We start from the raw sequence: 21,308 nt of genomic DNA on the forward strand, positions 1-21,308 counted from the left end.
AACTAAACAAAATAAAATGGTTTACAAAATAGTTGTTCTAGTGTTGTTGTTCTTTGTCATTGCTGCAGTTTTTTATTTTTCGTGGCTATCAGATCCTAGTTTTATGGAAGAAAGTTATTTGCCAGTGTGGTTATTAAATTGGAGTAATAAATATTACAATTTACGCACAGCTATTCCTTTTTTAGCTTTAGGTTTCTTATTAGAAATCTACACGGAATATAACGGCTTTAACAACAATAAAAAATTGAATTTTAAACAAAATATAGTTTTTGCTGCAATTATTGTTTGTGTAGCGGAGGGAGGGCAGTTTATAATTCAAAGAAGAAACCCTGATCTAATGGATGTTTTCTACGGAATTGCCGGAAGTATTATAGGAGCAGTAAGTTATAATTTATTGAAAAAATTAAGAAATGCGAAACAGACATAAATTTACTTTCATAATGTGTTGTGCTATTGCTGATATGATTGCAATGGTGTTTGGAACAATAATATTTTTGAATTTTGCGATTGAAGAAAAAGTAGGCTGGAATACCCTATTTGTAAATAAGATGATTCCTATTACAATTCTTAGCTGGTTGTTTTCAGTTACTTATTTTCAATTATATAGAGTAGACGTTCTTTTTAGTTTAGATGAATTTTTTCGTAACAGCTGGAGAGCTTTTTTTACACAAAGAGTTTTGTGGCACGGATACATTTTCATTTTTCAAGATGATGTCTTGTATTTCTTTGGAACAAAGGCAAATTTAATTCAGCTAAGTTTCTTACTGTCTTACTTTTTATTATCCAGAATCCTTTTTACGCTAGTGATAGGAAAAATTAAGGGATGGGTTTTTAAACAGTACACAGTTGCAATTTGGGGATTTAATAAAACAAGTATCGAATTGGCTTCTCACCTAGAAAGCAATTCGTTCTTTATAAACTTTGTAGGTATTCTAAATGAAAATTCATCAGATGAATACACCAATAATGAAGATTTTTCTTTAGCGCTTTGTGCCGGTATTGATAAAGCTTCAAGAGATAATATTAATGAATTGTACATTGTTTCTAAACCTGATTTTATTTCAGATTTGAATGATTTTTTTGAGCTTGGCGATAAACATTGCATGCGTTTGAAATTTGTTCCGGATTTTTCGTCCATTTCAAAAAAGCATTTTAATTCAAGCCATTTAAATAATTTTCATGTTATAAAGCCTCGTTTTGAACCATTACAGAATGCGTATAACAGATTAGCAAAAAGAATATTCGATCTTGTTTTTAGCATACTAGTTATTGTTTTCATCCTGTCTTGGTTATATCCTTTGTTGGCTATAATTATAAAAAAACAAAGTCCAGGACCAGTTCTGTTTAAACAAATGAGAACAGGGAAAAAGAACCAGAGCTTTTGGTGTTATAAATTCAGAAGTATGTACGTTAATAATGCCAATGAAGCTCAACAAGCGCAGAAAGGCGATAGCAGGATAACGCCGATTGGAAAATTTATCCGCCGTACTAGTTTAGATGAAATGCCCCAGTTCTTTAATGTTTTGATCGGAAATATGAGTGTTGTAGGGCCTCGTCCTCACATGATTAAACATACGTCAGACTATAACGATCACATCAATAATTTTATGGTTCGTCATTTTGTAAAACCGGGAATTACTGGTTTGGCTCAGGTTTCTGGCCTGCGTGGAGAAACAAAGAAGGTGTCTGATATGAAACGACGCGTAACTACAGACATTGAATACGTACAGCGCTGGAGCTTAATAAAGGATATTAAAATTTGCTTTTTGACTGTAATTGTAACCTTAAAAGGAGATAAAAATGCCTTTTAATAAAAAATGAACTTAAAAATAGACTCAAAATAATTTAAAAATAAACTAATAAAACTAATAGAATCATGGACATAACTAATTACTTAATCGGTTTACTTACAGGAGTTTCTGTTACAACCTTTTTTATCGGAAAAGAATGGTATAAATATTATACTAAGTACACTATCCAACAAAAACAATTGGATCGAATTTTAAAATTGAATGACAAAATCAAAAAAATTAAAACTTTGAGTCCATCTGAAACTCAAAATTACAACGTTGGCGTTTAAGACTGTTTATATTTAGATTTTTCCTTTGTACTCTTATAGATTACGTTAAATCAATTAAGTGTGCTTTTTAGTGAAGTGAAATAAAAAATATTTACTTTTTGAATTTTTTACTTGTTTTTGATATCGGGTAAAAATAAAATGCTGGCAAAAGTTTAGACGATTTTATGATTAAATCTAAAAGGAATTAGCTCGAAAAATATCGGGCTTATCCCTTTTAGATTTAGTCGTAGTACAAAGTTGTCGCCATATGTTAAAATGCTCTCCTAAATCTTCCATTTTTAGTCTCTTATTAATTGCTTAGCAATTCTTTTTGTAGACTCTTTCCTTGTTATACGTTGCCAAATCACTCTTATATGATAATATTTAATAAGAGTCCCTTTTTTGCGATAAATAATAGCCCCTTTTGTGTTTGGTATTTTTAATAGAAATCTATTCGTTTGATTTTTTACAGTATTCTAGTAAAATTTCAGACTAAGATTACTATAGCCTTCGCTTTTTTTCAAGAGCGAAAGCTTTGCTTTATGTATAATAAAAGTTTCGGTATAAATACTATAACGGAACATAAAACGGGGTATGTATGTCATTAAAATATAATTTGTTTTAAGAGATGGTCAATAAAGAGAGAGTTCTGGTTCGAGATAATAAGGGGATTTTTTTAAAAATGTTCAAAAGAAAATTTAAAGATGAATTTGAATTTTCTGAGGATTCGTTTTTGTTAGAAAATGAAAAAAAGTCAAATTCTTATGATCATTCTGTGTTTGTAGTTTATGAATATTCTGAACTATTGGATTTCTTTGAATTAGAAGGAATAAATAACAATTTCATGGTTTGTTTATTTAGTAAACATTTGTATAATAGCTTGTCTATGATTGAAGAAATCAAAGATTTAATTTTGATTGATGCTTCAAAGAGTAAAACAGAAATTTTTCAGGATTTAAGAACCTATTTCAAATCTTCTAGTTTAATTCCGAAAATTTCCAATAAAACTTTTGGAAAATCACAGATGCAGCAAAAACAACTCGAAGTTTTGCAAAGAGCATTATTTTTTATGATGTAAATAATTTAATAAAGAAAACTTCTTGTATAAAGTAGAAAAGACCACTCGATTGAGTGGTCTTTTTTTTTAAAGTATATTTTTTATTAACTACTAAATACCGTAACTTAGTGTAAAAGGCTTAAAATAAAACCCTAAATCACAAGTAAGAATGCATTTTAAATCGATATTAATTTTCCTTATTTTATATTCAATACAATCCAATTCACAAATTGTAGAAGAGAAAAAAAACTTTAGAGCCGCAGATTCATTGCTAAAAGAAAATAGTTTTTCTGTTCACCGAGATAATTATTTTTTGACAGGTGTACCCATAAATGAACCCATTACCCGCAATTCTGCCGATGTTAAATACCAAGTTAGTTTTAAGCTTCGATTGAACTCAAAGCCAATTTTGGGTGGCTTTTTTCCTTATTTAATGTATACACAGAAAGCTTTCTGGGATATTTATGCGAGTTCTAAACCTTTTTCAGAAATCAATTTTAATCCAGGGGTTGCAATGGTGCGTCCGTTTTATCTCAAAGGCGGAAGACTTACTTATGGAGCAATTTCTTTTGAACACGAATCAAACGGAAGAGACTCCATTTATTCCAGAACTTGGAATATGCTTGCATTTTCATTAAAATCGCAAGTTTCTCCAAGATGGACAGTTGGAATCAGAGGTTGGATTCCTTTAGTAGATAAAGAAGATAATCCTGGATTAACCAAATATGTTGGTTATGGTGAAGCAAGTGCAACCTATCAAATACAGCCAGGAAGATGGAGTGCGGATCTTCTTTTTAGAAAAGGAAGCGGACTAATTAATTATGGATCACTTCAGACACAATTAAACTGGAGACCTTACAAAAGCGAAAATTATTATGTAACCTTACAATGGTTTGTAGGATATACAGAAAGTTTGATTGATTATCAGGAACATAAAAGTATGATTCGTCTCGGATTTACAATTAAACCGGAAGGTATGGGGATTTTCTAAACTCCTTTAATTTATCAATTGCTGAAGCTGGTCAATAAATTTCGAATGAATTTCTTTTCCTTCTCGATATTGTTCAATGGTCATTCCGTACAAATAAATAGAATCTGAAATAGTCGTTGCAGTTGGTTTCTTAAAATGTAGATCCTTTTCTTTATCAGGAAATTTTTCTTTCAACTCTGTAGTGATTTGATTGGTCATGTTATTTGAAATTAATTATAATGATGAAAAGTAAACTAAGAAATCAAAAGATTGATTTTCTCGATAGCTTGTTTGTTTTCATTTGCAACTTCAACTAAAGCAAGTAAAATATCATTTCTAAGAATGGTTCTATTTCTCACATTTCTAATGAGTGCTTTAGAGGGAGCAATGTGTCCTTTTTCAACAATACGGTTTAAAGTTAGGTCTACATACGTAGCAGGTAAATGCTTGTTAATAAATTCATAAGCTTTTTGATTGTGAGAATTATCTTCTTTAAAATTACGGTTATTGATTAATTTTGACATATATTTGCATTTTATAACTTAATATTTCCATATTCAATGTAAATGTAGGAATAATATTATATTATCATGTGCTTTATTATGTTAAAAAATATATTATCAATACATTTTTTATTGAATTTAAATGATGATGTACAACGAAAAACTAAGCAAATTCTTTAAAGCTAAAGGATTAAAGCAAAAAGAGGTAGGGGCAATTTTAGGATTTAGCCCAGCAATGATTGGAAGATATTTACACGGTACAGCTAATATTGGTTCAGAATTTATTATTAGTTTAAGTAAAAATTTTCCCGATGTAGATTTAAATGATCTTTTTGCTCCAGAAAAAGGGCAAAATATGGTTAATGAAGCTGGCGCAGTATATGAAAAAAGAAACATTCTGAATGATTTAGAAGAAATTGAAGGTCGTATTCACAGTATTCGATTGCGCTTGGAAGAACAGAAATTTGGGGAATAATTAATCAGTTTTCCAAAAACATCAAACAAACTTACCAATTAATGATTCACAAAAGCTGCTCTAAGAGTGGCTTTTTGCTTAATTCATGTTTTGTTAAATCTGTGAACGTTAATATTTTAAGCTTTTTTTTATTAAATTTGGGTTAAATAATTTCTATCTCTAACCCTATGGAAAAATTAAAACGACCGGTTTACCTTAAAGCCGGAAACGATGATTTTTTTAAAAAGATGCGTTTAGAAGTTAATGAAACGATCTTAAAAAAATCATCTTTGTACGTCTTGAATGTTGTAAAGTCTTTAGGACTTCTTGTGGCTTTCTTTTTGTTTTATGCCTGTATTTTAATTTTTGGCAACCAGACTTTCTTACTTTTTCTTTTTTACATTTTGTCTGGAGCGACTATGATTGTACTTTTTATAAATGCATTTCATGATGCCGCCCATGGAGCTCTTTTTAAGAAACCAAAACATAATCAATGGTTTTTATATGTTTTGGAACTCTTTGGCAGCAATCATTGGCTTTGGATGAGAAGACATATTGGTCTGCATCATGCTTATCCAAATGTACCAGATTGGGATATTGACATTAAACAAAGTAATATTATTAGAATTTTTCCAAATAGTCCTTTATTTGATTATCATAAATACCAGCATATTTACATGTGGTTTATTTATCCATTTTATAGTCTAAATTGGATTTACATTCGCGATTTTAAAGACTTTTTCGGAAAGAAAGACAATTATGTGAAAAAGGTGGTAGATCAAATTCCACGAAAGGAAGTGTATCGCTTATTTGCTGCAAAGATTATAAATCTGGTTTATCTGCTTTTTGTCCCAATGCTATATTTAAATCAGCCTTGGTATAACGTTCTTTTGGCTTGGCTTAGTCTGCATATGTTTGGCAGTGCAATTGGGGTCGTGGCGCTTGTTTCGACTCATGTAGACGAAGATGCAAATTTCCCTAATACAGACGAAGAAGGAAATCTTTCTGCAACTTGGGCAATGCATCAAATGATTGTGACAAAGGATTTTAGTACAGAAAGTAAATTGGCTAATTTTTTATACGGCGGATTTACACATCATGTCGCACACCATCTTTTTCCAGGAGTTGGGCATACGTATTACCCTTATATTACGCCTATAATTAGACGTTATGCCAAAGAATATAATTTGCCTTATACGTCATATCCATTTTATCATGCCGTTCGATCTCATTTTAGAATGCTGAAAAACAAAGGCGTAAAAGAAAACATTCTAATGACAGGAGAGATTTAAACAATTAACAATTATCAATTAACAATTATCAATTATCAATTAACAATTAACAATTAACAATTAACAATTATCAATTATCAATTACTTTTTAATATCGTCTTTCTTAATATTCAAATCTTTTAAAAATCCATCTTTAATTTCAATTTCAAAATTATCTTCTTTAAAGACAGTTAGTTTAGATTCGGCAAATTTGTAGACATTGATTTTATTGTTTTTAACGTCAATAAAAAGATCGTAAGAATAGGTGTTGCAGTCGTGCTGTTTGCAGCCCCAGGCGTGTAATATATTTTCTTGTTTAGCAAAAGGCGTTTCTGTATTCCAGTTTTTTACCATTTCATCATATTCTGCACCCAATAATTTTTTTAATCGCGGAGCTAAGCTGCTTTTGGTTAAAAATTGCGTTCCAATGACGCTTTTATCAACTAAAGTATATAAGGAATCGGCAGGATTTATAACAGAGCTGTCTGCTTTTAAAGCTTCGGTTTTTATAGAAGTAGAATCGGTAGTGGGAACACTTTTTATAATTTTTTTTTTGCATGAAAAGAACATAAAACTGCTAAATAGAACTACAGTGATAATTTTGATTTTGAAATTCATACCAACTGATTTTTAGAATTAATAAATTAAATTATAAAATCTTAATACTCTAATCTTTATAAAGATATTAAAATATTGTTTGTTTTGAAAGGATTATAAGACGTTTTGGCATTAATACTCTCAAATTTCAGAATAAAGAAGAAAATATAAAATAGAAGTTTTAAGTTTTTTTGATTAACTTCAATTTTTCTAAAATTAAATTACAATGAACTGTTTTTCAAAATTTCTGGTGCTCTCTCTTTTTTTTGTTTCTTCATTAAACGCTCAGAATGAAGCATACACAAGCGAATCTTCTGAACAGATTTCTGATACAACTTTTGTAAATTTAAGAGACTACAGCAATGATTTTATTTATGATATGAAATACGCAACAGAAGATAATTTTCTTAAAGCAAAAGTTTACGATTGTGCGGAATGTATGCTGCGTTTAAAGACAGTAAAAGCATTAATTTCAGCTAATAATGATTTTCTGAAAAAAGGATACAGAATTAAGTTATATGATTGTTACAGACCTTTAGATATTCAGAAAAAGATGTGGGAAATTGTATCAAACCCAGAATATGTGGCAGATCCTAAAAAAGGCTCCATCCACAATAGAGGAGGAGCCGTTGATATTTCTTTAGTTGATATAACTGGAAAAGAAGTAGATATGGGAACTTCTTTTGATTTTTTCGGAATTCAGGCAAGTCATAATTTCAAGCAGCTTTCTAAAAAAATTCTTTCTAAAAGAGCTTACCTAAAAGATACAATGATCAAAAATGGTTTTAATTCATTTGATTCTGAATGGTGGCATTATAATTTAAAAACAGGTTTAAAGGATAAAGTTGCCAATGAAAAATGGAAATGCGATTAATTTTCAACACATCTTATGTTTTCCATAAAATAAGTATTCGGATTGGTGACTTTGCCTGTTAATTCAGAAGTAAGCTCACGTTTCACAATGTAATCTTCTACGTTCGTAAGATATTTTATTCGCATAATTGAAATTGGAGATTTTTTAAGCTCTTCGAAGTTATCTTTCATAAACATAAAAATTCCTGTATTTACTCGATTGTCAAAACCTTTATCGTCACGTACTAATGTACCACAGCTTTCTTGATTGATGTGCATTAACGTAACAATTTTTCCGTTTTCTAATTGAAGAAAGATTTTCGAATTTTTATCAAAACAATTGGCTTTGATAAAATCTTTACTTTTCTGAATAAGCTGTAAATTTAATGTTGGCAGACCATCTGTTTGTGCCAGCGAAAAGAAAATGTAATCAAAGTTTCCTCCAAAATATTTTTCGCTCATTAAGTATTCGTTTGTCACTTTATAAGATCCAATCGAGTCATTTACATTTACACTGTATTCACATGGTTTTTGTTTTTGGGAAAATGCGGTAAAGGTTAATAAAAAAAATGTTAGCGTAATTAGTTGTTTCATTGTTTAGATTATTTTGGTGCAAATTAAAACTATTTTGTTATCTTTTACATCTGTTGTAAAAAAACAATACAAATTCCCTCCATTTTTTATTTTCCACTTTTTTCGAATGTTTTCTACCGTTTCTGGAAAATTGCGAGTCGTAATATTAGCCTGTTTATTTAAGATCTCATTTTTCATCTCATTTTTATTGTATGAAATGACTTTTTGAATTTCGAATTTTCTTCCTGGAAAATCGATTAAATTATCAGAAGTATACAAATGCGAATGTTTGTGCAGTTTGTCAATTTTAAAAAAAGCGCTCACTTCATCAAAACCTCCAGATTTCATGATTGCAGCATTTGGCTCGTAGAGATATTTCTGAGGAAGGTCGTAGATTGGAAATGTTTCTTCGCCTAAAATAAATTCAAAAACCTCTGTTCTGTCTTTTAAAATATTTGCTGTTTTTAAAGTGATTTCGCCAGAATAATTTTTATGAATTTCGAAAAGAAGCTCTTTTACTTCATTTTCAAGTGCGATAATATGAATGTTTTTGACATTTTTTAATTCTGATAATCCAGCAGAAATGTCTAGCAATGGAGCTGTTTTAATTAAAATAGAATCTGACTTTTCAAAATAAAAATCAAGAAGTTCAGGTACATTTGGAAGGCAGTCTTTCAGCATAAAAACTTTTCCCTTGGCATCATTTCTTCTAGATGGATCAATATAAATCCAATCAAACTTTTTATTTTCTTTTTCTAATAAATGAATAGAATCACCTTGAAAAAAAGTACAATTCTCTACTTTTAATTGTTCAAAATTATGTGCGACAATCGGAGATAATTCTTCGTTTATTTCGCAATGTATAACCGATTTAAATTTCTTAGAAAAATAATAATCATCTACACCAAAACCTCCTGTAAGATCAATTAAATTGTCACCAGAAATCAAAGAGGCTTTATAGAAAGCTGTTTTCTCTGAAGAGGTTTGCTCTACCGAAACTTTACTGGGATAAATAATATCTGAAGCCGCAAACCAAGTTGGAAGTTTTTCTTTGGCTTTTGCCCTAGCTTCAATTTGGTTTAATATCGATATCCATTCCACTTCTGGAAAAGGATTTTTTTGGAGCGCTAATTTCGTAAGATCTGCACCAGTATTTTGGATTATAAATTCCTGAATGGCTGGATGCAAAATGGAGTTATTCAAAACTAAATTCTTTCGGTTAATACAGAGACAATTTTATTGTTAGGAAAAAACTCTTTCAAAATTACTTTGATCATTGTAAAAGCTGGAACCGCGATAATCATTCCAACAATTCCAAACGTAATACCACTAATTAAGATAATCAAGAATATTTCTAACGGGTGCGAATTTACACTTTTTGACGAAATTATCGGCTGACTTACGTTATTGTCAATTGCCTGAACTACTAAAAATCCAATAATCACATAAATGGTTGTTGGAAGAATTTCGGATTGAAAATCTTGTCCAATCATGCTTATCATGGTCAGAATTCCGGCCAAAGTTGTTCCGATAATTGGACCCAAATAGGGTATGATATTTAAGATTGCACATAAAAAAGCGATAACAAACGCGTTTTTATTTCCAAAAATTAATAATACAATTAGATAGAGAATAAAAACGACAATCAGCTGCAATAGCAAGCCGATAAAATATCGAGTTAGGAGATGATTTATTTTGGTAATTGAATTTATGATTTTGTCTTCGTTTGAGTCTGGAAGTATTCTTCTGGCTTGATCTTTAAATATATCCTGATCTTTGATAAAGAAAAAAGTAATAAAAAATACCGATACTAATCCCATTCCCATATCAGCCATAAAATTGATTATCGAATTTATAAATCCTGTAAAATAACTAAAATCTAATACTGAAGTAAGTTTAGAATCTTTAATTACTTTATTTAGATCAATATGCTGAATATTAAAATATTCTTCAAGATGTTTTTCTGTTTCCATAAATTTAGTCTGAAGATGAGCTGTGTCCAATAATGCTAAATTGTTTGCCTGAGAAATGATTAAAGGAACAAAAAGTAAAATAAAACCAACAATTAGAAAAATAAATAGAATAATTGTGGTTGTGGCAGCCATCGAATTACCAAATTTCAATTTGTTTTTTAAGAACAAAATCAACGGATTTGCAATCAAACACAATAGTAAAGAAATGCAGAGATAAACGATTACGGTTTGAATTTCATATAAAAAATATAAAACGATCCCAATTATTAAGATAGTTGCTAAAGCCCTTAAAATTCCGTTCGAAATAGTTTTTGATGTAATCATGTTTAAAATTTAGACTATAAATATAGGAAAAAGCATTTTAAAAATAGGGTGTAAATAAAAAAAGCGAGACGTATTACATCTCGCTTTAAGCTTTATTTTGTTAGCAATTACTGTGCAAATGAAGCTCTTGCTCCTCCAGAAGTAAATATTGCTGCAATTCTGTTTTTTTGTCCTGTTGAAAACATGTACATCGCTTTATCATCAACATAATCCATGTAGTTCATTGTCATTTCTACTGGTGTTCCAGAACACGTGCTGTAATGTGGATAAGCAGGAACTCCATAATTTTCTTCGTTATGAGTTGGTGTGTCTGCTACAAGATCGCTTCCGCAAGTTGCATCTCCCCAAATATGTCGTAAATTCATCCAGTGACCTACCTCGTGAGTTGCTGTTCTTCCTAAATTGAATGGAGCATTTGCTGTGCCGGATAATCCAAAATAACGAGGATCAATAACTACTCCATCAGTAGAAGAAGCACCACCAGGAAATTGAGCATAACCTAAAATTCCGCCACCAATAGTACACGTCCAAATGTTTAATTTAGTTGTCGGAGAAGTAGGAGCAATTCCGCCTTGAGCTGTTTTTTTCATGGCGTCATTTGTTCCCCAAGAAGATTTGGTAGTCGATTTTCTAATAATCTGATCAAGCACAAAAGTGATTCCGACATTAGCCTTAACTCCAGAAAATAATGCTGGAACATTATTATAATCAGAATTAAGGGCATTAAAATCTTTGTTTAAGACATCAATTTGTGATTGGATTTGTGCATCTGAAATGTTTTGAGCCGATGTTCTGTAAAGAACGTTGACCACAACAGGAATTTCAATTTTACCATTTACTAAACGGCCTGTAAAATTACCAACTGAATGTTTAGCTGTAAAGGCTTCAATTTCGTTCATTTTAATCGCCAACATTGGATCAGCTTTAAGTTGTGCTTCTAAAACTTCTTGAGTCGCACATCCGCGTCGAGAAGCTGCCATAGATTCTGAATTAGTTGATTCAGATTGCTCGTTTTGACAAGCAAACAGCATTAGAGCTGCAAATGTTGTAATAATAACTTTTTTCATAATAATTTGGATTTTTTGTTATAAAAACATTGTTTGGTTAAATATTTACACAATTTTATAACAAAATAGAATTACAGAAAAATTTTATAACACAAATTTTGTGAGAATTTTTACAATCCCTTACAAATACTGGTTCTTACAAAATCACGAATAAAAATATTAATAAGATTTTACTTTGTTTTTTATTTTATTTGTGTATTTCGTCGTACTTATTTGTATTTTGACGGTAATTTGAAGTAAAAAAAAATAGAAGATCTAAAGGTAATCCTCAAAAGAAAGCCTTTAAAGCTCCGTTTTTATAAAGAAGTAATTTCGTAGAGAGCAATACTGGCAGCTTGTACAACATTCATACTGCTGTTTTTTCCAAACATATTGATATGGACAATTTGATGAGAAAGTTGTAGAAGATCGTCTGAAATTCCACTAATTTCACTTCCAATTAAAAGAGCGATTTTTTTATCTTTTGGAACAGTAACTTCTTTCAAAGGTTTGCTGTTCGACGCTATTTCTAACGAAATAATTTCAAAATCATTAGTTAAAAGAAAAGATTGAAGTTCGGCAAATTCTTCAATAACAGAATGAGCAACATGAAGATGCGTGCTTCGAGAAGTTTTATTGATTTTACGAGGTGTTAGCGGAATGTCTTTTCCAAAAAATATAATATTTTCAACTCCAAAAGCTTCAGAAATTCTAAATAAAGAACCAATGTTCTGCTGAAAGTAAATATGATCGCATACTAAAGTAATAGGAAACGTTTTTCTTTCAAATTGATTTTCTTCGTGAGTAAGCTGCATTTTTTGTTGGTGAAAAGTAATTAGTTATTAGTAATTAGTTATTAGTTATTACTAAATAGTGGTGAGTCAGAATCTAAATAATTTTTCTTTTTTAATTTCATGAATTACTAGTTATTAATCACTAATAACTAGTCACTAATAACTAGTCACTAATAACTAGTCACTAATAACTAGTCACTAATAACTAGTCACTAATTAGTAAATATATAATTGATGATATTTGCGCCCATTTTAAGCGCTTTGTCTCTTACGTTTGCAGGATCGTTATGAACTTCTGCATCTTCCCAGCCGTCACCTAAATCGCATTCATAAGTATAAAGTAAAACCAGTTTATTGTCGATGAAAATGCCAAATGCCTGCGGACGGGTTCCGTCATGTTCGTGAATTTTAGGCAATCCGTTTGGAAAAGGAAAAGGTTTTTGAAAAATAGGATGATTTGCCGCAATTTCAACCAAATTATTATTTGGAAAGATCTTTTTGATTTCTTTTCTAATAAATTGATCCATTCCGTAATTATCATCGATGTGAAGAAAACCGCCTCCTGTTAAGTAATTTCTTAAATTGGTAATATCTGCATCACTAAAGACAACATTTCCATGTCCGGTCATGTGAACAAAAGGATATGAAAATAAATCGGGATTACTTGGTTCTACAGTTGAAGGTTTACTTTTAATTCGTGTATTGATGTTGGCATTACAAAAAGCAATCAAATTCGGTAAAGAAGTCGGATTTGCATACCAGTCACCGCCGCCGCTGTACTTTAGTAAAGCAATTTCTTGTGAAAACGAAGAAACAGAAACTAGTAATAATAGATAAAATATTTTTTTCATGTAAGTTTTAAATATCTTGTTTTCGCATTTTTTGTCATTTGGACGAAGGAGAAATCTTCGCAAGTAACTCCGTAAAGTAAGTTGCCAATCTTTGTCGAGCTTCTAACGAAGATTTCTCCTTCGTCGAAATGACAAGATTGAGGGGATAATTAAACCTCATTAAAAAAAACAACACTGTGACAAGCCACAACAGCAGCTGTTTCTGTTCTTAAACGAGTATTTCCTAAAGTTACGGGCTTGTAATTATTTTCTAATGCCAAGACGATTTCTTTTTCAGAAAAATCTCCTTCTGGACCAATTAAAATGGTAACATCTTCATTTGGTTTTAAAACCTCTTTTAAAGATTTTTTATCTGTTTCTTCGCAATGTGCAATTAGCTGCAAGCCATTTTGCTGCTGTTTAATAAAATCTTTAAAAGATACAGCTTCATTTAATTTCGGAAGAAAAGTCTCGTTGCATTGTTTCATTGCCGACAAAATAATTTTCTCGAAACGATCTCGGTTAATTACTTTGCGTTCAGAACGATCGCAGAAAATCGGTGTGATTTCCTGAATTCCAATTTCGGTTGCTTTTTCAAGAAACCATTCAAAACGGTCATTCATTTTGGTTGGCGCAACGGCCAAATGCAAATGAAATTTTGGTTTTTCTGCGTGGGTAATCGATAGTACTTCAACGATACATTTGTTATCAGAAGCTAAAGTAATCTGGGTTTCAAATAATAGTCCAAAACCATTTGTTACGTGTAAGATATCAGAATCTTTTTTGCGTAAAACCTTTATAATATGACGGCTTTCCTCTTTATCAAAAGAAAAACGTTCAGTTGTTTCGTCTATATCCGGATTAAAAAATAACTGCATGATTTAAAATTGAATTCTTGCTTTAGAAACGACAGCCGAAGTTTCAAAACGATTTGATAAGTATTTTTGATAACCGACAATTCCAATCATTGCGGCGTTATCGGTTGTGTATTCAAATTTCGGAATAAAAGTTTTCCAGCCATATTTGCTTTCGGTTTCTTTCAATGTATTTCGAATTCCTGAATTTGCCGAAACTCCGCCACCAATTGCAATTTGCGTGATTCCGGTTTCTTTTACAGCCATTTTAATTTTATCCATCAAAATTTCAATAATAGTATGCTGAATGGATGCACAAATATCATTTAAATTTTCCTCTATAAAATTTGGATTTGCTTGTTTGTTTTTTTGAATGAAATATAAAATAGCAGTCTTTAATCCAGAAAAACTGAAATCAAGTCCAGGAACTTTTGGTTTAGTAAAGGTAAAGGCTTTTGGGTTTCCTTCTTTCGCATATTTATCAATCAAAGGTCCGCCTGGATAAGGCAGTCCAAGAATTTTAGCGCTTTTGTCAAATGCTTCACCTACAGCATCATCAGTTGTTTCTCCGATGATTTCCATATCAAAAAAACTATTCACTTTTACAATTTGAGTATGTCCTCCGCTGATAGTTAAAGCTAAAAAAGGGAATTCTGGTTTATCATAACCTTCTTCATCAATAAAATGAGCCAAAATATGTGCATGCATGTGATTTACAGCAATTAACGGTATTTTTAAAGCTAATGATAATGATTTGCTGAAAGAAGTTCCCACCAATAAAGAGCCCATTAATCCAGGACCTTGTGTAAATGCGATTGCGCTTAACTGTTCTTTTTGTACATTTGCTTTACGAAGTGCAGCATCTATAACTGGTACAATATTCTGCTGGTGTGCTCTTGAAGCCAATTCAGGAACCACACCGCCGTATTGATTATGAATTAATTGATTGGCTACAACATTTGACAATACTTTGTCGTTATGTAAAACCGCGGCAGCAGTATCATCGCATGAACTTTCGATGGCTAGAATAAAAACCTCTGGATTTTGCATATAAAGGCACAAATTTTGAATTATATTTGACAAATCAAATGATTATCTCTTTGATTTAAGCAGTGTCCAAAATTAAAGAATTTTTATCAAAAACAGCCGTTCTTTGTCTGTTCAAAATAAATTTAAAAGAAAACTAAAATTAAAAGAGCTATCAAAACAGTAAAAAAAATAATATCTAGAACCCTAATTGGGTTGATTTTACTTTTGTTAGCACTCGCTATCACTCTTTCTTTACCTGTTGTTCAGACTCAGATTGCCAATTATATAACCAATTCTTTAAACGAGGATTTCAAAGTTAATATTAGTGTAGAGAAAACTGCGATTAATATTTTTGGAGGGGTTAAGTTAAAAAATGTGATGATTTTAGATCATCATAAAAATACTCTGATTTATTCTGATATCATTACAACCGATATAGCTAGTCTCAGCCGATTAATTGATGGTGATTTGATTTTTGGAGATTTGCGACTGACGGGTTTAATCTTTAATCTGAAAACTTACAAAGGCGAAAATGAGAATAACATCAATAAATTTATCAAAGCATTTGAAGTTAAAAATACGCCTAAGAAAAAATCGACCAAACATTTTCTGTTAACGGCTAAAAATGCCTACATCGAAAAAGGAAGGTTTTCGGTTGTTGACGAAAATAAAGCAACACCTAAGTTTTTAGATTTTACCAAGTTGAATGCTTACATAAGCGAATTTAAGCTCTATGGTCCAGACGTCAATACGACAATTCATAGATTTTCTTTTATGGATCATCGCGGTTTGTATGTATCTAATTTTGCGGGTAAATTTAGTTATACAAAAAAACAAATTAAGGTAGAAAATCTGGCTGTTAAAACAAAAAGATCTTCTATTTACGGTATCGCTGTTTTAAATTATAAGCCAGAAGATTTTCTTAATTTTACCGATAAAGTGAGATTTAATGTGGTGTTGGATTCAGCATCAATCGCTACAAACGATATTCGTCATTTCTATGATGGATTAGGAAAAAATCAGCACTTTAAAATAAAAACTAAATTAAATGGTCCACTTAATGATTTAACGCTTTCTAAATTAAGATTAAGTGACACCAACGGTTCTAAAATTAATGGAACTATAAACTTCAAGAATCTTTTAGGCAGTAAGACTCAGAAATTTTTTATGGACGGAAAGTTTGATAAATTGCTTTCTAGTTATGATGATTTAGTGATTTTGCTTCCTGAAGTTTTAGGCAAAAAACTTCCAAAAGAACTTAAAAGAATTGGGAAGTTTAATATTGTTGGAAAAGCTAAAGTTTCTACAACTGCCTTGGAAACTGATTTCAAAATGGCAACCGATTTAGGAAACGGAAAAGTAGATCTTCACCTGAATAATATGGACTTTATTGATAAGGCTTCGTATTCTGGAAACATTGTTTTGGATAATTTTAATGTAGGAGCCCTTTTAGCTAGAAAAGACGTAGGCAAAACAAGCTTGAATCTTGATGTTGAGGGTGTCGGTTTTACAGAGAAATATTTAAATACAATTATAAAAGGAGATATTTCTAAGTTGGATTACAATAAGTATACTTATAATAATATTGTTGTAAACGGAAATTTTAAACTTCCATATTATAAAGGGCAAATTGCCGTAAACGATCCGAATCTTAATTTAACTTTTGATGGATTGCTTGATTTGAGTAAAAAAGAGAATCGTTATGATTTTCATATTAATGTTGAAAATTCAGATTTAAGGAAACTTAAGTTTGTAGGCGATTCTATTTCTAATTTTAAAGGAGATGTTGACGTTCAATTGACTGGAAATTCAATAGAAAATCTTCAAGGAAATATTTATATTAAAGACACAGAATATCAAAACCCTAAAGCAACATACGTTTTTGATGAAGTAAATATTAATTCAAATTTTGATGCTGATAGAATACGAACTATTACAATTAGTTCTAATGATGTTGTGGATGGAAAAATAGTTGGTAAATTTAGATTTGACCAATTAGATAAACTGGTAATGAATTCCGTTGGTAGTTTGTATACCAATTATAAACCCTATAAAGTTAGAAAAGGACAGTTTTTACGATTTAATTTCCGTGTTTATGATAAGGTTGTCGAGATGCTGTATCCGGAAATTAATATTGATTCTTCTACAGTGGTAAGAGGAAAAATTGATTCTGATCTTCAAGAATTCAAGTTTAGATTTAGATCTAAAAAAATTACGGCAGCTAAAAATACCTTCGATAATATTCGTGTAAACGTAGACAATAAAAATCCGCTTTATAATGCTTATGTCGAATTGGATAGTATTAAGACGCCGTATTATAAGATTCGTGATTTTAACTTAATTAATGTTACTTCAAAAGATACACTTTTCGTTCGTTCTGAATTTAAAGGAGGAAATAAAGGTGAGGATTATTTCAATTTAGATTTATATCATACCATTGATAAGAATAAAAATAACATTGTTGGTATCAAAAAATCGGAAATGAAGTTTAAAGACTATATATGGTATTTAAATGAAGAAGCCGGACCAGACAACCAGATTGTTTTTGATCAATTTTTTAAGAATTTTACGTTTGACAACATTGTTTTGTCGCATGAAAATCAGAAAATTGATTTGAATGGAGTTATTAAAGGAAGTGATTATAAGGATCTCGAGCTGAATTTTGAAGATGTTGATATTAATAAGATTACGCCTTTAAATTCCAAATTTGTATTTAATGGTAATTTAAATGGAACCGTCAATTATAAGCAGAATAAAAATGTTTATCAGCCGACCGCATCTATAAAAATTGATCATCTCGTACTGAATAAAACAGAATTGGGTACGCTTAATTTTGATATTTCTGGAGATGAGAATTTCAGGAAGTTTACCGTCAATTCGTCTATACAGAATGGTTTTACAGAATCTTTTAGAGCCAACGGAACTTTTGCTGTAGAAAATAAAGAAACAATCATGGATATGAGTCTGAAATTAGAAGGATTCAATCTGGCAACTTTAGGAACGATTGGAGGAGATGTGCTATCTAATATTAGAGGTACAGTTTCTGGAAATGCAGCAGTTGTAGGTAATTTGAAAAAACCAGAAATCAATGGGCGTTTGTATGTAGAAAAGGCCGGAATGACAGTTCCGTATCTAAATACAGATTATGAATTAAGTGACCGAACCGTAATTGATTTAACGAATGAAAAGTTTTTATTTAGAAATAATCAATTAACCGATACGAAATACGGTACAAAAGGTTTGCTGAATGGTAGTATTGAGCATAAAAACTTTGGAGATTGGAAACTGGATCTGAATATAACTTCTAAACGATTATTGGCTCTTGATACTAAAGATAGCGATGATGCGGCTTATTTTGGAACGGCATTCATAAACGGATCGGCTAGCATTAGAGGTCCTGTTGAAGGTTTATTTATAAAAGTAGATGCTAAATCTGAAAAAGGTACTGAAGTCAAGATACCTATTAATAATGTACAAAGTGTTGGAGAAAGCAGTTGGATTCATTTTGTTACGCCACAGGAAAAATATAATCTAGCGAATGGAATTGAAGAAAAAACAAAAAACTATAACGGACTTGAACTGGAATTTGATTTTGATATTACGCCAGACGCCGAAGTAGAAGTTATTCTGGATCGAAATTCTGGACACGGCATGAAAGGAAAAGGATACGGATCTCTTTTGTTTAAAATCAATACTTTAGGTAAGTTTAATATGTGGGGAGATTTCCAGGCATACGAAGGAACTTATAATTTCAAATACGGTGGACTTATCGATAAAAAGTTTGCGGTTAAAAAAGGAGGTTCAATCATCTGGGAAGGAAACCCAATGCGTGCTCAGTTAAATTTAGAAGCAGTTTATAAAACCCAAGCCAATCCGGCAGTGCTTTTAGATAATACTTCTTCATTCAATAAAAAAGTTCCTGTGGAAGTTGTTATTGGATTAAGGGGAGATTTAGCAAGTCCAGAGCCTAATTTTGATATTCAGTTTCCATCGGTTAGTAATGTTTTAAAATCAGAAATACAGTATAAGTTAGACGATAAAGATATTCGTCAAACACAAGCATTGTATTTGTTGTCAACAGGTTCGTTTATGAGTACAGACGGATTTAGTCAGGGTGACTTTTCGGGAACATTAACGGAGACAGCGTCAAGTTTGCTAGGAGGCATTATAAAATCAGATAATGATAAAGTAAATATTGATTTAAATTATATTGCAGCCGACAGAAGAATGGGACAAGAGGTTGATGGGCAATTTGTGGCTAATATTTCTTCTCAGGTTAATGAACGAATTACAATTAATGGTAAACTTGGAGTTCCGGTGGGTGGTGTAAATGAATCGGCAATTGTGGGAGATATCGAAATTTTATATCGTGTCAATGAAGATGGAACAATGAATCTGAGATTGTTCAATAAAGAAAATGATATTAATTATATAGGACAGGGAATTGGTTACACTCAAGGTGTTGGTATTTCTTATGAAGTAGATTTTGATACTTTTAGCGAGCTTGTAAATAAGCTGTTTAAAAAGAATAAAATTGAAAGAGCTTCTAAAACCTCAGATGATTTGCAAGATTCGTATCTGAATCCCGATTATGTGAATTTTACAAGCAAGAAAGAATCGGACAAAAACAAAAAGAAAGCCGAGAAAGAGGAAGAGAAAAAGAAAAAAGAGGAGGAGAAGAAGAAAAAAGAAGAACCAAGCAATAATCAAGGCTTAATTCCTGATAACGATTATTAACACTTTGTTAAAAATAGACATTTATAAAACCATTATTCTCATAATGGTTTTTTTTGTGCTAAATTTAGGCCCGCTTTAAGGATTTTTCATGTGAGAGGAAAATTCTAATTTTATAACACTTCATTTGGGTATTGTTAATTTTTGACGATTTAATAAAAAAATAGCAATTTTTTATTTTTAATGAAATTTTTTCATAGAAAAAACTTATTAACGAAAACGTTTGAATTTAACAGAATTTATTAATTTATAATAATCATAACCCGAAAAGTGCTGAATGTTTGCTAATTTTACACTTTAATACTTAAATAATGCCAAAAACAATAAAAAAAGTAGGTGTTCTTACCTCAGGAGGAGACTCACCTGGAATGAATGCTGCAATTCGAGCGGTTGTTCGTACTTGTGCATATCATAATATAGAATGCATCGGAATTTATAGAGGGTATCAAGGAATGATTGAAGGTGACTTCAAAGAAATGGGACCTCGTAGTGTAAATAATATTGTAAACAAAGGTGGAACGATCTTAAAATCGGCTCGTTCAGTTGAGTTTAGAACCCCTGAAGGTAGAAAAAAAGCACATGAAAACCTTTTAAAGGCAGGTATAGATGCTCTTGTTGTAATTGGTGGAGACGGTAGTTTTACAGGAGGTTTAATATTTAATTCAGAATACAATTTTCCAGTAATGGGAATTCCAGGAACAATCGATAATGATATTTATGGTACAAGTTTTACTTTAGGGTATGACACGGCTTTAAATACTGTAGTAGATTGTATCGATAAAATTAGAGATACTGCAAGTTCGCATAACCGTCTGTTTTTTGTAGAGGTAATGGGTAGAGATGCAGGTCATATTGCTCTAAATGCTGGTATTGGTGCAGGAGCAGAAGAGATTCTAATTCCTGAAGAAGATTTAGGTTTAGATCGATTATTAGATTCACTTCAAAAAAGTAAAGCATCAGGAAAATCATCAAGTATTGTGGTGATTGCTGAAGGAGATAAAATTGGTAAAAACGTATTCGAATTAAAAGATTATGTAGAAGCTAATTTACCTGAGTATGATGTAAGAGTGTCTGTTTTAGGACACATGCAGCGTGGTGGATCTCCATCTTGTTTTGACCGTGTTTTAGCAAGTCGTCTAGGAATGAAAGCAGTAGAATCTTTATTGGAAGGAAAATCAAACTACATGGTTGGATTGAAAGAAGATAAAGTAGTTTTAACTCCATTAGAGCAAGCTATAAAAGGAAAATCAGAAATTGATAGAGAATTATTAAGAGTGTCTGACATCATGTCGACATAACCAAACATAAAAGTTTAAAAAGAAGAGAAGTTTATTGTGAGGAAATTAGACTTTGAAAATAGTGTAATAAAAACAAAAGCAAAAATTTAG

At 31.1% G+C, this 21,308-nt stretch carries 21 protein-coding genes; 10 read left to right on the forward strand and 11 right to left on the reverse strand.

Going from position 1 to position 21,308, the window contains the following annotated elements; all coding sequences use genetic code 11:
* The first annotated feature begins 16 nt into the window (after positions 1-16).
* The 5 genes from LL966_RS03090 (at position 17) to LL966_RS03110 (ending at position 4,107) form a co-directional block, all read left to right on the forward strand.
* Entirely contained in the window at positions 17-427 is a 411-nt protein-coding gene (locus tag LL966_RS03090) for a VanZ family protein (protein ID WP_229350086.1), read from the forward strand.
* Positions 411-1,811 (forward strand): exopolysaccharide biosynthesis polyprenyl glycosylphosphotransferase, encoded by a 1,401-nt coding sequence (locus LL966_RS03095; RefSeq protein ID WP_229350087.1) that lies wholly within the window; start codon positions 411-413, stop codon positions 1,809-1,811. Before LL966_RS03090 ends, LL966_RS03095 begins: the two co-directional genes overlap by 17 nt.
* 65 nt (positions 1,812-1,876) lie before the next feature.
* A complete protein-coding gene (locus LL966_RS03100) occupies positions 1,877-2,080 on the forward strand; it encodes a hypothetical protein (RefSeq protein WP_223704429.1) in 204 nt (67 codons plus the stop codon).
* A 661-nt stretch (positions 2,081-2,741) separates the two neighbouring features.
* Complete coding sequence (locus tag LL966_RS03105) at positions 2,742-3,137, forward strand: hypothetical protein (protein WP_229350089.1); 396 nt, start codon at positions 2,742-2,744, stop codon at positions 3,135-3,137.
* Positions 3,138-3,285: 148 nt separating this feature from the next.
* Complete coding sequence (locus LL966_RS03110) at positions 3,286-4,107, forward strand: phospholipase A (RefSeq protein ID WP_229350091.1); 822 nt, start codon at positions 3,286-3,288, stop codon at positions 4,105-4,107.
* Between the two features lie 6 nt (positions 4,108-4,113).
* Here LL966_RS03110 and LL966_RS03115 read toward each other — a convergent pair whose 3' ends face one another.
* Together LL966_RS03115 and LL966_RS03120 are read right to left on the reverse strand one after the other, a co-directional pair.
* A complete protein-coding gene (locus LL966_RS03115; protein ID WP_229350093.1) occupies positions 4,114-4,305 on the reverse strand; it encodes a hypothetical protein in 192 nt (63 codons plus the stop codon).
* A gap of 35 nt (positions 4,306-4,340) precedes the next feature.
* The gene (locus LL966_RS03120) at positions 4,341-4,610 is read right to left on the reverse strand and encodes a hypothetical protein (RefSeq protein WP_229350095.1); all 270 of its coding nucleotides are present in this window, start codon (positions 4,608-4,610) and stop codon (positions 4,341-4,343) included.
* Between the two features lie 124 nt (positions 4,611-4,734).
* Here LL966_RS03120 and LL966_RS03125 point away from each other — a divergent pair, with 124 nt between their 5' ends.
* Both LL966_RS03125 and LL966_RS03130 read left to right on the forward strand, forming a co-directional pair.
* Positions 4,735-5,064 carry a helix-turn-helix domain-containing protein gene (locus LL966_RS03125; protein WP_229350097.1) on the forward strand — a complete coding sequence of 110 codons (330 nt, stop codon included), beginning with the start codon at positions 4,735-4,737 and terminating at the stop codon, positions 5,062-5,064.
* Between the two features lie 167 nt (positions 5,065-5,231).
* Positions 5,232-6,335, forward strand: coding sequence for a fatty acid desaturase family protein (locus LL966_RS03130; RefSeq protein WP_229350099.1), 1,104 nt, complete (start codon positions 5,232-5,234; stop codon positions 6,333-6,335).
* An 81-nt stretch (positions 6,336-6,416) separates the two neighbouring features.
* On the opposite strand, the gene LL966_RS03135 is transcribed toward LL966_RS03130, so the two are convergent.
* Positions 6,417-6,932 carry a hypothetical protein gene (locus LL966_RS03135; RefSeq protein ID WP_229350101.1) on the reverse strand — a complete coding sequence of 172 codons (516 nt, stop codon included), beginning with the start codon at positions 6,930-6,932 and terminating at the stop codon, positions 6,417-6,419.
* Between the two features lie 205 nt (positions 6,933-7,137).
* Between LL966_RS03135 and LL966_RS03140 the strand changes: the two genes are divergently transcribed.
* On the forward strand, positions 7,138-7,785 hold the full coding sequence (locus LL966_RS03140; RefSeq protein WP_229350102.1) for a M15 family metallopeptidase: 648 nt from the start codon (positions 7,138-7,140) through the stop codon (positions 7,783-7,785).
* Here LL966_RS03140 and LL966_RS03145 read toward each other — a convergent pair.
* The 8 genes from LL966_RS03145 to tsaD form a co-directional block, all read right to left on the reverse strand.
* Entirely contained in the window at positions 7,782-8,357 is a 576-nt protein-coding gene (locus LL966_RS03145; RefSeq protein WP_229350104.1) for a hypothetical protein, read from the reverse strand. The genes LL966_RS03140 and LL966_RS03145 overlap by 4 nt on opposite strands.
* Before the next feature lie 3 nt (positions 8,358-8,360).
* Positions 8,361-9,539: a class I SAM-dependent methyltransferase gene (locus LL966_RS03150; RefSeq protein WP_229350106.1), complete on the reverse strand. Its 1,179-nt coding sequence runs from the start codon at positions 9,537-9,539 to the stop codon at positions 8,361-8,363.
* A gap of 2 nt (positions 9,540-9,541) precedes the next feature.
* Positions 9,542-10,633: an AI-2E family transporter gene (locus LL966_RS03155; RefSeq protein ID WP_229350108.1), complete on the reverse strand. Its 1,092-nt coding sequence runs from the start codon at positions 10,631-10,633 to the stop codon at positions 9,542-9,544.
* A 107-nt stretch (positions 10,634-10,740) separates the two neighbouring features.
* Entirely contained in the window at positions 10,741-11,700 is a 960-nt protein-coding gene (locus tag LL966_RS03160; RefSeq protein WP_229350110.1) for a zinc metalloprotease, read from the reverse strand.
* Between the two features lie 296 nt (positions 11,701-11,996).
* On the reverse strand, positions 11,997-12,494 hold the full coding sequence (locus tag LL966_RS03165) for a TrmH family RNA methyltransferase (RefSeq protein WP_229350112.1): 498 nt from the start codon (positions 12,492-12,494) through the stop codon (positions 11,997-11,999).
* Positions 12,495-12,685: 191 nt separating this feature from the next.
* Entirely contained in the window at positions 12,686-13,324 is a 639-nt protein-coding gene (locus LL966_RS03170; RefSeq protein WP_229350114.1) for a DUF4159 domain-containing protein, read from the reverse strand.
* Positions 13,325-13,473: 149 nt separating this feature from the next.
* Positions 13,474-14,181, reverse strand: coding sequence for a 16S rRNA (uracil(1498)-N(3))-methyltransferase (locus LL966_RS03175; RefSeq protein WP_229350116.1), 708 nt, complete (start codon positions 14,179-14,181; stop codon positions 13,474-13,476).
* 3 nt (positions 14,182-14,184) lie between these two features.
* The gene (tsaD, locus tag LL966_RS03180) at positions 14,185-15,207 is read right to left on the reverse strand and encodes a tRNA (adenosine(37)-N6)-threonylcarbamoyltransferase complex transferase subunit TsaD (protein ID WP_229350118.1); all 1,023 of its coding nucleotides are present in this window, start codon (positions 15,205-15,207) and stop codon (positions 14,185-14,187) included.
* A gap of 192 nt (positions 15,208-15,399) precedes the next feature.
* Here tsaD and LL966_RS03185 point away from each other — a divergent pair, with 192 nt between their 5' ends.
* Positions 15,400-19,923, forward strand: coding sequence for a translocation/assembly module TamB domain-containing protein (locus tag LL966_RS03185; RefSeq protein ID WP_229350120.1), 4,524 nt, complete (start codon positions 15,400-15,402; stop codon positions 19,921-19,923).
* Positions 19,924-20,231: 308 nt separating this feature from the next.
* Positions 20,232-21,218, forward strand: a complete 987-nt coding sequence (gene pfkA / locus LL966_RS03190; protein ID WP_229350122.1) for a 6-phosphofructokinase — start codon at positions 20,232-20,234, stop codon at positions 21,216-21,218.
* The last annotated feature ends 90 nt before the right edge of the window (positions 21,219-21,308 follow it).

The organism is Flavobacterium chungbukense (assembly GCF_020805785.1).
Lineage (GTDB): Bacteria > Bacteroidota > Bacteroidia > Flavobacteriales > Flavobacteriaceae > Flavobacterium > Flavobacterium chungbukense.